This window comes from Zhaonella formicivorans, assembly GCF_004353525.1.
GTDB lineage: Bacteria > Bacillota > DUOV01 > DUOV01 > Zhaonellaceae > Zhaonella > Zhaonella formicivorans.
The window spans coordinates 1,182,766-1,194,846 of the sequence record NZ_CP085524.1 but is presented as its reverse complement, the minus strand read 5'-3'; the positions used below and the strand labels follow the sequence as shown (position 1 = coordinate 1,194,846).

At 44.8% G+C, this 12,081-nt stretch carries 14 protein-coding genes; 9 read left to right on the top strand and 5 right to left on the bottom strand.

The window, feature by feature from the left end; genetic code table 11:
• Window positions 1-37: 37 nt before the first annotated feature.
• A complete protein-coding gene (locus tag EYS13_RS05955) occupies window positions 38-829 on the top strand; it encodes a hypothetical protein (protein ID WP_227766904.1) in 792 nt (263 codons plus the stop codon).
• A gap of 57 nt (window positions 830-886) precedes the next feature.
• Here the strand turns inward: EYS13_RS05955 and EYS13_RS05950 are convergent, their stop codons facing one another.
• From EYS13_RS05950 to EYS13_RS05940, 3 genes are read right to left on the bottom strand one after another with little or no spacing between them, the layout of a single operon-like run.
• A complete protein-coding gene (locus EYS13_RS05950) occupies window positions 887-1,030 on the bottom strand; it encodes a hypothetical protein (protein ID WP_227766902.1) in 144 nt (47 codons plus the stop codon).
• A 12-nt stretch (window positions 1,031-1,042) separates the two neighbouring features.
• On the bottom strand, window positions 1,043-1,318 hold the full coding sequence (locus EYS13_RS05945) for a spore coat protein (protein ID WP_227766901.1): 276 nt from the start codon (window positions 1,316-1,318) through the stop codon (window positions 1,043-1,045).
• A gap of 14 nt (window positions 1,319-1,332) precedes the next feature.
• Window positions 1,333-1,530, bottom strand: coding sequence for a hypothetical protein (locus EYS13_RS05940; RefSeq protein WP_227766900.1), 198 nt, complete (start codon window positions 1,528-1,530; stop codon window positions 1,333-1,335).
• A 141-nt stretch (window positions 1,531-1,671) separates the two neighbouring features.
• On the opposite strand from EYS13_RS05940, the gene EYS13_RS05935 reads away from it, so the two are divergent.
• Entirely contained in the window at window positions 1,672-3,021 is a 1,350-nt protein-coding gene (locus EYS13_RS05935; protein ID WP_227766898.1) for an MFS transporter, read from the top strand.
• A gap of 124 nt (window positions 3,022-3,145) precedes the next feature.
• Complete coding sequence (locus tag EYS13_RS05930; protein ID WP_227766896.1) at window positions 3,146-4,147, top strand: 4Fe-4S binding protein; 1,002 nt, start codon at window positions 3,146-3,148, stop codon at window positions 4,145-4,147.
• Between the two features lie 30 nt (window positions 4,148-4,177).
• Here the strand turns inward: EYS13_RS05930 and EYS13_RS05925 are convergent, their stop codons facing one another.
• Window positions 4,178-4,867 (bottom strand): Crp/Fnr family transcriptional regulator, encoded by a 690-nt coding sequence (locus EYS13_RS05925; protein ID WP_227766894.1) that lies wholly within the window; start codon window positions 4,865-4,867, stop codon window positions 4,178-4,180.
• A gap of 124 nt (window positions 4,868-4,991) precedes the next feature.
• On the opposite strand from EYS13_RS05925, the gene EYS13_RS05920 reads away from it, so the two are divergent.
• From EYS13_RS05920 to EYS13_RS05900, 5 genes are all read left to right on the top strand, one after another.
• Complete coding sequence (locus tag EYS13_RS05920; RefSeq protein ID WP_227766891.1) at window positions 4,992-5,726, top strand: class I SAM-dependent methyltransferase; 735 nt, start codon at window positions 4,992-4,994, stop codon at window positions 5,724-5,726.
• A gap of 109 nt (window positions 5,727-5,835) precedes the next feature.
• Window positions 5,836-7,740, top strand: coding sequence for an anaerobic carbon-monoxide dehydrogenase catalytic subunit (gene cooS, locus EYS13_RS05915; protein ID WP_227766889.1), 1,905 nt, complete (start codon window positions 5,836-5,838; stop codon window positions 7,738-7,740).
• A gap of 106 nt (window positions 7,741-7,846) precedes the next feature.
• Window positions 7,847-8,344, top strand: coding sequence for a 4Fe-4S dicluster domain-containing protein (locus EYS13_RS05910; protein WP_227766887.1), 498 nt, complete (start codon window positions 7,847-7,849; stop codon window positions 8,342-8,344).
• Between the two features lie 19 nt (window positions 8,345-8,363).
• A complete protein-coding gene (locus EYS13_RS05905) occupies window positions 8,364-9,614 on the top strand; it encodes an NAD(P)/FAD-dependent oxidoreductase (RefSeq protein WP_227766885.1) in 1,251 nt (416 codons plus the stop codon).
• A 192-nt stretch (window positions 9,615-9,806) separates the two neighbouring features.
• Window positions 9,807-10,445: a 4Fe-4S binding protein gene (locus EYS13_RS05900; protein WP_227766883.1), complete on the top strand. Its 639-nt coding sequence runs from the start codon at window positions 9,807-9,809 to the stop codon at window positions 10,443-10,445.
• On the opposite strand, the gene EYS13_RS05895 is transcribed toward EYS13_RS05900, so the two are convergent.
• Window positions 10,417-11,025, bottom strand: a complete 609-nt coding sequence (locus EYS13_RS05895; protein WP_227766881.1) for a cyclodeaminase/cyclohydrolase family protein — start codon at window positions 11,023-11,025, stop codon at window positions 10,417-10,419. The genes EYS13_RS05900 and EYS13_RS05895 overlap by 29 nt on opposite strands.
• Before the next feature lie 189 nt (window positions 11,026-11,214).
• Between EYS13_RS05895 and EYS13_RS05890 the strand changes: the two genes are divergently transcribed.
• On the top strand, window positions 11,215-11,955 hold the full coding sequence (locus EYS13_RS05890) for an NAD-dependent protein deacylase (protein ID WP_227766880.1): 741 nt from the start codon (window positions 11,215-11,217) through the stop codon (window positions 11,953-11,955).
• Window positions 11,956-12,081 lie beyond the last annotated feature (126 nt).

Below are 12,081 nucleotides of genomic sequence, written 5' to 3'. Positions count from 1 at the left end.
TAGTTCCATATTAATTATTTTTGAAAAAGGGGTGTCAATGTTGTATCATCAACAGCTTCAACAGTTGCAGGCAAGGATTAGCCAATTTCAAAGCGAATTGAACAACATTTCGCGCATGGCCCAGCAACTGGCGGCCAGTGAGCAGTCAAACCAAAGACAACTGCAGCAAATGCAGCAAAATGAAAGCAATGTGGCCAGTCAACTGCAGCGCCTAAGTCAAGCAGAACAAAATGCCTCGCGGCAGCTATCCCAGATCCAGCAAATGTGCCAAAGTGCCGCCCAAGAAATGCAGCAGCTTTCAAGTTTAGCCAGGCAAATGTCGCAAGTTAGTGCAGGGGGATTTAGCGGTGCAGGGATTGCAACGACCGGCGGCTTTGGTGGACAAACCGGTATTTCCGGCTACAGCACCGGTGGCTATGGCACCAGCGGATATGGAGCGGGTGGCTATGGCACTAGTGGCTACGGCGTGAGCGGATATGGCACTACAGGTTTAGCAGGTGTTACTTCCGGCTTTGGTGGTGGGAGCCCTACCGCAGGAACTTCAGAGGTACAAACGTCACCGACCGGGAGACCTGACTGGGGAACTTCAGGTTATGGTATGAGCTCCTACACAGGGCAAATTTCCGGTTTTAGTGGGGCAGGTTTCGGTGGCGGATCGCCTACTGCTGGAACTTCAGAAGTAAATTCTTCACCAACCGGCAGACCTGATTATGGTACTTCAAGTTATGGGATAGGCACTTCCGCAGGTCAAATGGGTATGACTGCAGGAATGGCCAGTAGCTATAGCACAGGTGCCTATAAATTAGGTCAGTACGACAGCAGCTTATAAGGAAATAAAAATCAGCCCAGGGTTGGGCTGATTTTTATTTCCTTTTATTTCTTCTTGTTATTCTTCTTTTTCTTCGCACCCGAAGCTGTAAGGTTTAGTTTCTCCGTTTTTGGTTTTACGCATTAAACCGGCATTTGCGCTTTCAACGGTTACAGCCGGTCTTGACCTGCCTTGTTTGCTACCGGCTCTCTCCAATTTCATTTTTTCTCCTGGTCAGACATTGGTTACATTCATTTGTCCAAACATGTTTTGCACCATGGCTAGATCAGTAGGGGTAGCCATTGCCGGTTCATACCAGCCTTGCTGCCTCATTAATTCGAAAATATGGTGCTGGTGCGCAAAAGTCATATCCAAAGCGCGCAAAACTTCGTTTCTTAAGGACATGTTCGTACATTCCAAAGCAAATTGAGTCAAACTGCAAGCAGCGTATTTATGTTGGTCTAAAAGAAGCTGCATAACATCCTTATCAGATATCATTTGGCCTTGCATTTCAGTTCCCTCCTTTAGCTCATTGTTGTTCCTAAAAGGCTGGCCAATCTTTGGGACTGCATCTGATGCTCCCTGGCCATGGTTTCGCATAAGTTTTTGCATTTAGGGTCAGAACAGTTGATGGCGCCAAATTGTAAGAACTTTGTCATGGCATTGCAAGAACGCATATGTTCCTGAAGAAATAGTGATTCCGCCGCTGTGAGTCTAACCATTTTATCACCTCCTGTCTTTTTAAGAAATCACATGTAGCATTCCCACTGTCCAAAAAAGTATGAGCAAATTTAGAGCATATTGTAGGGCAAGACAAGGGAAAATATATTTTGTCGTTAAAAATCAGCAAAGGGTGTAGATGCATGAAAAAAGAAAGCATAGCCAAATTGGCGGCACTATGCGGTGTTCCTTTGATCATGGTGTTAGGAAACTCCATGCTCATTCCAGTGTTTCCGGAAATGCAGCGGGCCATGGATATAAGCAAACTGCAAGTAGGGCTTACTATTACTTTATTTTCCTTACCTGCGGGATTAGCCATACCTATTATGGGTTTCCTTTGCGACAAAGTTGGGCGAAAAAAGATCATTGTCCCCTCTTTGTTAGTTTATGGTTTGGGAGGAGTTATATCCGGCCTGGCTCCTACCTTATTTAACAATTCTTTAGCTGTCCTTTTGACAGGGCGCATTATCCAGGGTATTGGAGCCGCAGGCACCGCTCCCATTGCCATGGCGCTCGTGAGCGACATTTTTACCAGCAGCGAGCGGAGTAAAGCTTTAGGAACCATTGAAGCCGCCAATGGTTTAGGAAAAGTGGTAAGCCCGATTTTAGGCTCAATAATAGCTTTAATTGTCTGGTACGCATTGTTCTTTGTCTATGCAATGCTGGCTGTGCCTATTGCTGTGGCTGTTTGGCTGCTCATTAAAGAACCACCTTTGGCTACCAAAAATCAATCAATAAGTAAATATTTCACTAATATCAAAAGAATTTTTACCGAGAAGGGGGAATCTTTAGCCGGCTGTTACTTGGCAGGCAGTGTGGTTTTGCTGTTGCTCTTCGGTGTTTTGTCTTATTTATCCGATGTACTTGAAGAAGCCCACGGCTTAAAAGGAGTTGTAAAAGGCCTTGTCTTGGCTGTGCCGGTACTGGTTATGGCTGCTACTTCATTTATTTCCGGCAGGTATTTGCAAAAACATCAAAAAAAGATGAAACTGTTTATCTTATTCGGGCTTGTTGTGGTGGCTGTTTCGTTGGCGGCAATTTCTTTGCTGAAATCAAACATTGTATTCTTTATTGGAGTATCTTTAATGGGTCTCGGCACCGGTTTGGTTTTACCGGCAGTCAATACTTTGGTTACCAGTTCTTGTAAGCTGGAGGAGCGGGGTGGTATTACAGCTCTGTATGGAAGCGTGCGTTTTTTCGGTGTAGCCGCAGGGCCACCGGCCTTTAGTTTACTGTTAAATTACAGCAAAACAGCAATGTTTTTAAGTGGAAGTATTTTGGCGGCTACTGCAGCTATTGTTGCATTTATAGCTATTAAAGAGCAGCAGTTGTTAAGCGGCGGGCAGCAGAAGCAGGAAAATCGGGAAAGTTTGAGTGGCAAGCAAATTGTAAAAATAGTTAATGCGGGAAGCGCAAAAAAAGGCGAAGCCCACCCCCTGGCTGAATTCGTCGGAGCTTTCCGGACTAGTATTAACAAAAATAAGTTAAGATAAAGCCGGGATAGCACATTCCGGTATTTTTATTTGGAGTTTCTAGCCCGGTTGTGATAAATATCACAACTTTTGTTGTGCAAATTTGGTAAACTATGTACAAAAGACAAAGATACAGGAGGAAGTTATGCTGGGGTTACCAAAAAAGACGACTTTACAGTTGGTACGAAACTCCGTACAAATCCTGGTCGCGTTATTGCTGCTCTGGGCAGGATTCAAATTCTATCGCTTTGTGGCATATTTTGAATCAATGGGTGCTACTGTGTTCACGCACCGGCCGCCGGTAGTGGAGGCTTTTCTACCGATTAGCGCTTTCATGTCTTTAAAGCTGTTCCTTATAACAGGGATGTTTGACCGGATTCATCCAGCCGGTTTGACCATATTTTTGCTGGCCTTATTGCTCTCATTTTTTTTCCGCAAAGCTTTTTGCAGTTGGATTTGCCCCATAGGCACCATTTCCGAGGGGTTGGGTTTATTAGGAGCAAAATTTTTAATTCAAGTTGAGCTGCCTACAATAATAGATCGTGGGCTGATGCTTATCAAGTATTTGATCTTGGCATTTTTTGTAAAAATTATAGTTGTGGATATGTCCGCTTTTGCCATAGCAGGCTTTTTGAACAGTCCGTACAACCGGATTGCCGATGTGAAAATGTTGAAATTCTTTACGGAAATGAGCACAACCACCGCAATAGTTCTGCTCATACTAGCAGTCTTATCATTGTTTATTAGAAACTTTTGGTGCCGCTATTTGTGTCCTTACGGAGCTTTGTTGGGAGTCATCAGTTTTTTTAGCCCTACAGCAGTGGCTAGGGACAAAGAACTTTGCATAGATTGTGCAGCCTGTACAAAGGCTTGCCCTAGTAAGCTCCAGGTGGCTAAATCGGAAAGAGTTGCCTCTCCGGAATGTACTGGTTGTTTGCGCTGTTTAGAGGCTTGTCCTCAAAAAGATGCTTTAAAACTGAAGTTTTTGGGGCATAAACTACAGCCTTTGGTTTTCGGCCTGGGAGTGGTACTGCTTTTCTTTGGTGGTACAGCTGTTGCTAAATTGGCCGGATACTGGCAGACTAGCTTAAGTATGGGGGATTACGCCCAGCTAATTTTAAATTTAAATTTTTTACAACATCCATAAAAAAAGGGGCAAAACCCTTTCCCTAACTGTTTAAACCCATTGTTTCAATTTATCCTCATTCAGAATTGTAATATACTGCCTGTGGACAGCAATAACCTTGGATTTTTTCAGATCACTGATAAAGCGGGCTACTGTTTCCCGCGATGAGCCAATCATATTAGCCAGATCCTGCTGACCTAGGACGAGGTTGATTTTGGTGCCTTCCGGGGTTTTTTCCCCGTATTCGTTAGCCAGTTTTAAGAGGGTATTAACTAGGCGACCATAGGTATTATTCAATGCCAGATCCCTGATTTGAGCTTGGGCCCGCCGGAGGCGTTTGCTCATAATTTTCAGGATTTGTAAGGCAATATCAGGATGCTGCCGTAAATAATTGTCTATGTCTTTATTTCGGATAATGCCTACTTCTGCCTCCTCCATCACTTCTGCCGTAGCCGGAAAAGGACCTCCGTCAAATAGCAGCACTTCGGCAAAAATATCGCCGTCTTTGACAAAGTGGAGGATCTGTTCGCGACCGTCTTCCATGGTTTTGGAGAGCTTAATTACGCCTTTGCGCACAAAGTAAAGGGCATCACCCGGTTCTCCCTCGACAAATACTAACATTCCTTTTTTGTATCTACGAACCAAGATGACTTTGTTTAATTCCTCCAGGTGTTCCTCTGAAAGATCAGAAAAAATGGGGATGCGTTTTAAGGCTTGTAGATTGATTTCTGCTGAGCCCACTAAGCAACCTCCTCCAGGCGAACTTGATATTTAAAATTCTTTTTTGAAAGTGACTCTTATCACACATTATATAGAATGTACTTGTTAAAATAAAGCAACTATTTTTAGAAAGGAGATAAGAATTGTGGAATTTTACCAAGCAATCAGTAAACATTATGATGCGATTTTTCCTCTGGGTGAAGCCCAACTTAAGTTGTTGTCAGAAGAATTTGCAGGTAAAAACAAGATCCTGGATCTGGCCTGCGGGACGGGAACCTATGCATTGGCGCTAGGGGCTAAAGGATTTCAGGTCTATGGGTTGGATTTGGATGCCAGCATGGTGGCAGAAGCCAGAAGTAAAGCTGCCAAGGAAAGAGCAAAGGTTGACGTTGACTTTTTAGTGGCTGATATGAGAGATTGTGCAGAGCTATTTTCTCCGAAAAGCTTCGGGGGTATATTTTGTATCGGCAATTCGCTGGTGCATTTACCAAGCAAAGAGCATCTCGGCACATTGGTCAAAAACGTTTTTGATTTGCTGGAAGAAGGAGGGGTTTTTATTTCCCAGATTGTCAACTACGATCGGGTCTTGCATTATGGCATCACCGAACTGCCTGTGATACATAACCGGCAGGCAGGGGTAAGATTCATCCGCAAATATAAATACAATGAGGAACATAGGAGGATTATTTTCTCCGGAACACTGGAAGTAGAAGGGGAAAAACCTGTAACCAATTCGGTAACTCTCTTGCCGCTATTAAAGGATGAAATGATAGCTATGCATCAGGAGGCAGGCTTTAAGCAAATTGAAACTTTCGGAGGTTTTCGGCGTGAGCCCTTTACATTAGACACTCAGGCTTTAGTTGTAGTAGCTAGGAAGTAAAAGAGCAATTGTGATAAATGTCACACCGGGAGACAGGACTACGTCACAGCATGGCGGGTCCTGCTTTTTTATAATTAGGGTTGTAAGATTGCTTCAAGGAGGAGATAAAATGAGTAATTGCCAAACTTGTTCCAGTGCGGCTCAGTGCGGCGTATCAGCCCACGCCAGCGTGAACCAAATGCACGAAAGAACCAAAGAATTAGGTGTAACTACCGTATTTGACCGTTACCAGCAACAGCAGCCCCAGTGTGGTTTCGGGATGCAGGGTATCTGCTGTCAGCTTTGCAGCCATGGGCCTTGTAGAATTACACCGAAAGCTCCGCAAGGGATTTGCGGCGCCACTGCTGATACAATAGTAGCGAGGAACCTGGTGCGTCTTGAATCCCATGGTATCGCAGCCTATACGCACCATTTGGAAGAAATATTAAAAACTATTAAAGCTACTGCGCAAGGCAAAACACCATACACCATCGGTGATGAGCAGAAACTGCGTGAGATTGCAGGTGTGGTAGGTTTGGATACTACAAAACCGACCAACGCTTTGGCAGAAGAGCTGGCAGACGTGATGCTGCACGAACTGCGCAAAGGTTCTGATGAACCCTTGGCCCTGGTGAAATTGTTTGCCCCCAAGACCAGGCTGGAGGCTTGGGAGAAACTGGGCATAATTCCCGGGGGTCCTCTGTCAGAATTAAGGGACGCCATGACCAAGACCATGTCCAATATTGACACTGATCCTGTGGATTTGCTGTTAACCGCCTTAAGACTTGCTATTTCAACAGGTTATATGGGCTTAGTAGGTACTATTACTATGCAGGACATCCTGTTAGGAACTCCCAGCCTGACAAAGAGTGAAGCCGACTTGGGGATTATTGATGAAGAGAATGTAAACATCGTTGCCCACGGTCACGTGCCTTTGGTAGCCACTGCAGTAATTAAGGCGGCAGAGTCCAAAGAAATGCAAGAATTGGCTAAAAAAGCCGGTGCTAAAGGCATTAAAGTTTACGGGTCGATGTGCACCGGCCAAGAGCTAATGCAGCGTAGCGCTACTTCTGCCAAGGGTTATGCCGGTCAACTAGGTAACTGGATTACGCAGGAATTTATGATTGCTACCGGTGCTGTAGACCTGGTGATGATGGATATGAATTGCTCTATTCCGGGCATGAAAGCAGTTGCAGACAAGTTCCATACCAAGCTGGTTTCCGTGGACCGGATTTTAAGAATGGCCGGCGTGGAAGACCATGTGGACTATGAACCGGAAAAAGTTTCCGAACAGGCCAAAGAACTTATTAAAATGGCTATCAAACAATACAAGCAACGGGATAAATCCAGCGTGGTTATCCCCAAAGGTAAGGCTCCTGCCGTAGCCGGTTTTTCTGTAGAAACAATTCTGGGCGCTTTAGGCGGAAGTTTAGATCCGCTGCTTGATGCCGTAAAACAGGGAGCTATTAAAGGTATAGCCGCTGTAGTTGGTTGTACTAATAACAGAAACGGACATGACAGCCAAGGTCTTACCATTATGCGAGAACTCATCAAAAATGACGTACTGGTTATTGCAGCCGGCTGTATGAGCAGCGCTTCTCAGATTGAAAGGCTGCAAACACCGGAAGCGGCTGAAGAAGCAGGTGAAGGACTCAAAGCAGTATGCAAGATGCTTGGCATCCCGCCGGTATTGAACTTCGGTTCTTGTGTAGATATCGGCCGGATCGGGGTAGCTGTTACAGCAATTGCTAATGCTTTAGGTGTAGATCCCAGCCAATTGCCCGTGGTGGCTTCCGCGCCTGAATACCTGGAGCAAAAAGCGGTAGCAGACGGAGTATTTGCAGTAGCCTTTGGCCTCTTGACCCATATTGGTCCTGTACCTCCTGTAACAGGCAGCGCTCTGGTTACCAAGATCTTGACGGAAGATGTGGAAAGCTTAACCGGCGGTAAGGTACTGGTTGAAGAAAATCCTGTAGAAGCTGCCAGAAAAATGCTTGAGCATATCAATCAGAAACGCGCTGCTCTGGGGATATAAAGAAGCTGTCTAGTTTACCTGTACAACTGGTGAAGCCTAATAGGCTTCACCAGTAACTTAATACAGGATTATTCCCAAATCTATACAGTATTAGGAGGATAGGCTGATGAAAGAAATTTTTGTTGATTTGGATAAATGTGTTGGATGTCTGACTTGCACTTTAGCTTGTGCGGCTGAACATTCAAATTCCAAAGATATCGTGGGCGCCATGCTGGAAAAAGTCAGGTCCAGAATTGCTGTTGAATCAGTTGGAGGCAAGCCGGTGCCTTTAATGTGCCGCCATTGTGAAGAGCCGGCTTGTGTGGATGCTTGCATGACCGGCGCTATGCAGAAAGATAAAGTCACAGGCATTGTTACCAACGAAGGCCATGAACAAAAATGTGTAGGCTGTTGGATGTGTATTATGGCCTGTCCTTACGGCGTAATCACCCCTGTAGAAGGTGAGACCAGACTGGCTCTAAAATGCGATCGCTGCGGTGGCAAGGAGGTTCCGGCCTGTGTAGCCTCGTGCCCACAGGGGGCGTTGATTTATGATGAAGCTAAAGTTGTTGCTGAACTTAGGCGGCATAACGCTGCACAACTAGCCATGTCTAAAGCCGTGTAAAAGCTTTAGGAGGGATAAAATGAACTATGTAATCATTGGCAACAGCGCTGCCGGTGTAAAATGCGCGGAAACGATCAGGGAAGTTGACCGACAAGGAAATATTACAATTATTACTGATGAAGCCTACCATGCTTACTCCAAATGTCTTTTACCCGACTACTTGTCCGGCGACAGGGATGAGGATACCATCAGGATCCGGAATTTAGATTTTTATTCTCAAAACCGGATTACAACCTATTTCGGCGTTAAAGCACAGAAGATCAATCCGGCCCAAAAAATAGTGGCGCTGGAAAACGGTAAAACCATACCCTATGATAAACTTTTAATTGCAACCGGAAGCAGAAGTTTTATTCCCCCTATTCCGGGGATTGAAGGGGAAAATATCTTTGGATTACGGAACCTGGATGATGCTAAAAAGATTCTTCAGGCCTTGCCAGGGGTGCGGCGGGCTGTGGTTATTGGCGGAGGGTTTGTAGGGCTTGAGGCCGCATACGCCCTTTACAGCAGAGGAGTGGAGTTGACTGTAGTTGAAAAACTGCCCCAGATCCTGCCCAGTCAATTTGACGCCAAAGCTGCCAAAATTCTGGAAAAAGATATGTTATGCGAAGGTATAAGGATAATTACCGGCAATGGCATCAAAGAAATTATCAATCCTGGTATATGGCAAAAAATGTTCGGTAAAAAAGGCAAAGGTGTACGGTTGGAAGACGGTGAGACGTTAAAATGCGAACTGATTATTGTAGCTACCGGAACAAAGGCTAATACTGAATTGGTTCAGGGAACGGCAATTAAGGTTAATCGGGGTATAGTCGTTGATGAGTTTATGCAGACTGATGAACCCGATATTTATGCTGCCGGAGATGTGGTGGAAACCATAGATGCTGTAACCGGTCAACGTAAGCTGACGCCCATTTGGCCCAACGCAGTAGTCCAGGGCAGGATTGCCGGCTTGAATATGGCCGGTATTCAAAAACCCTATACTGCTTTAGTAGGCATGCAGAATGCAGTGGAGTTCCGGGAAATTCCTGCAATTGCCGCAGGTCTGACGGAAGCAGGTGAAGGCTTAGAGGAAATTGTAATTGAAAATCAGGCCCAAAATAAATATAAGAAGCTGGTTATGAAGGATAACAGGTTGGTAGGGATGATCTTGGTGGGAGATATCCGCCAAGCAGGTGTTTATAATACGCTGATTAAAAATAAAATAGATATTTCCCGGAACAAAGAGTTCTTATTTAAAGAAGATTTTAATTTCGGCTATTTTTTAGCTTAATCTGATAGGGCTTCAATCGAAGCCCTTATTACATATAAAAAAGTTCCACCGGGCACGTGCAAAATTTTAAAGCGGATAGATAAACTAGTGCAATTAATATATTCTGGAGTATGAAATAGGAAAGTTGAAATAGGTTGTAGAAATAATACATTTAATACATTCCGGATACGACAACTTAGAGGAGGCGGGAAAATGAAAGAAAGCAACACAGGCGGCGTTTTTATAGTAGAGAAATGCCGTGGGAAGGGCTCTTGTCCCAATGCATTGCTTGATACGGGGGAATTGGCTGAAAAAGTTAAGCAGCTGCTGAATAAATTCGACTGTCTTTTGGGGGCGAATGAAATGTTGCTCTACCACCGAATTTCCCGGATAGCAATCGCTGGCTGCCCCAATGGATGTTCTCAGCCGCAAATTAAGGATATAGGCATCAGCGGTAAGGTACGGCTCAATTTTCAGCCCGAACTGTGCATAAAATGCGGGGCTTGTATACAGATTTGCAAAGAAGGCGCTTTGCTTGAAGCCGGCGGGGCTCCTGTATTGTTGGAGAGCAAGTGTCTAGGCTGCGGGGAATGTACTAGGGCGTGCCAAGCGGGAGCTTGGCAGGTTGGAGCAACCGGCCTGAAAGTAGTTGCCGGTGGGAAATTAGGGCGACACCCCAAACTTGCAGAAGAAATATATCCTTTTGCCAGTTTTGAGGAGCTTTTGGGACTGCTGGACAATTTGCACGGGTACATGAAATCTAAATTGAACGGCAAAACGGAACGTTTGAGCGTGCTGCTGGCAGAGCATGGTATGGCGGATTTTAAAAAAATCTGTTGTCAAAGTAAGTAAAATAATCAACACCCAATGCAGCTAACTGAACCTGCAGTTCCTGTTTATCTTGGGGAATGGCTATTTTGGGCTGATTGGCTTCGATTCCCCATAGAGCACTGTCTAACGCCGCTTTGGCAAAAGTCCTGGCAACATGTAAATCGCCTACACAACTGGCAGGACATTGGGGTTGCATTTTTTCTATTACTTTGAGTAATTTTTGGGAATTTTTACCAATAATGATTAAAGTAAGGGTTGCCATCAGGAATTTTTGTGAAATAATTTTGGCACGGTTTTTGTGTTCTTCGCAGGTTTTATTGGGCAAGTTGTAAGCCCGGATGACTTCCAAATAGGCCAGCGCATCTTCGCTAATCAGGCTGTTCAACTCCTGTTTAAGTTGTTCCGCTTGTCGTTCAATTTCTGTTAAACCCTGAGCGTTTGTTGTCCCTTGCTGCTTTTTAGCAGCGACTCTTGCACACATTTGTACCAGCGCAGCGGCACAAGCAGCCGCCAAAGCCGCCAGACTGCCCCCTTTCGGAGAGGGAAAAGTGGTGCTGGAAGCTTGCTGCAGAAATTCTTCGATTGTTAATTTACTAAACAATGCTAACACCTCGCTTATCATATCCTTTATTCTACTGTAAAACAAAGTTGTACGCAGTGATCAAACTCACAAAAAGAGCGCTGAAGCCAAAACTTGATGTTTCCCGCGGCTTGCAATGCGGGTATAAAATAATAATAGCGGTAGAGGTAGCTCTAAAAGTATGCTATCCTAGTGTTGAGGTGACCTAATATGTTAAGTAAAGCAGCGGATATTCTCCGGCATGCGAAATTCCTTGTCTGCCTTCTAGGGGCAGGTGCTTCAGTACCTTCGGGGATTCCTGATTTCCGGAGCAGTACGGGGCTGTACAGCCAAAATGTGGCAGCTGAAGAGATCCTCTCCGCGTCTTATTTTAGCCTATACCCGGAAAAATTTTATGCCTTTTATAAAAAGAGCATGTTGTACCCGCAAGCCCGTCCTAACGCCATTCATTACACCTTGGCCAAGTGGGAGGCTAAGGGGCGCTTGCGGGCTTGCTTGACGCAAAATATAGACGGACTGGAATTATTGGCGGGGCTTAAAACAGTTTTGCAACTTCATGGTACGGTTACAAGGAATCATTGCTTGAAATGCAATGGGCTTTACGACCTAAACTACGTTATTGAAAAGGGCACTCCCGTTCCCTTATGTACAAAATGCGGCGGGATTATTAAGCCCGATGTAGTTTTATATGAAGAGCCACTGGACCAAAAATTGCTCCAGTTAGCCAGAAATTTTACGCTTAAAGCCGATGTGCTTTTGGTTATAGGTACTTCCCTGCGCGTCTATCCGGTGGCAGGTCTGCTTAATTACTTCAACCCTTCGTTGCAAAAGCTCATTATTTTGAATAAAGATGAAACGCCTTTTGACAGGGAAGCTGATGTCGTTCTCCATCTGCCTGCGGAGCAGATTTTGCCTGAAATTGACCGTCTGGTGGAAGAGCAAGAAATTTAAACTATGGATATAAAAACGATCGGCTCAGTCTAAACAGGTGCACCGCCTGTTTTTTTATCTTTACATTTAGACAGGGAAGAATATTATTGTTGTACCTGCCCCAAACTAAAAGGGAATAAAGAAACG

Bases quoted from the DNA above. Each gene is read 5' to 3' on its own strand.
- EYS13_RS05910 (WP_227766887.1), top strand. From the start codon at position 7,847: ATGAAAGAAATTTTTGTTGATTTGGATAAATGTGTTGGATGTCTGACT.
- EYS13_RS05950 (WP_227766902.1), bottom strand. From the start codon at position 1,030: ATGAAATTGGAGAGAGCCGGTAGCAAACAAGGCAGGTCAAGACCGGCT.
- EYS13_RS05940 (WP_227766900.1), bottom strand. From the start codon at position 1,530: ATGGTTAGACTCACAGCGGCGGAATCACTATTTCTTCAGGAACATATG.
- EYS13_RS05900 (WP_227766883.1), top strand. From the start codon at position 9,807: ATGAAAGAAAGCAACACAGGCGGCGTTTTTATAGTAGAGAAATGCCGT.
- EYS13_RS05930 (WP_227766896.1), top strand. From the start codon at position 3,146: ATGCTGGGGTTACCAAAAAAGACGACTTTACAGTTGGTACGAAACTCC.
- EYS13_RS05905 (WP_227766885.1), top strand. From the start codon at position 8,364: ATGAACTATGTAATCATTGGCAACAGCGCTGCCGGTGTAAAATGCGCG.
- EYS13_RS05945 (WP_227766901.1), bottom strand. From the start codon at position 1,318: ATGCAAGGCCAAATGATATCTGATAAGGATGTTATGCAGCTTCTTTTA.
- cooS (WP_227766889.1), top strand. From the start codon at position 5,836: ATGAGTAATTGCCAAACTTGTTCCAGTGCGGCTCAGTGCGGCGTATCA.
- EYS13_RS05935 (WP_227766898.1), top strand. From the start codon at position 1,672: ATGAAAAAAGAAAGCATAGCCAAATTGGCGGCACTATGCGGTGTTCCT.
- EYS13_RS05890 (WP_227766880.1), top strand. From the start codon at position 11,215: ATGTTAAGTAAAGCAGCGGATATTCTCCGGCATGCGAAATTCCTTGTC.
- EYS13_RS05955 (WP_227766904.1), top strand. From the start codon at position 38: ATGTTGTATCATCAACAGCTTCAACAGTTGCAGGCAAGGATTAGCCAA.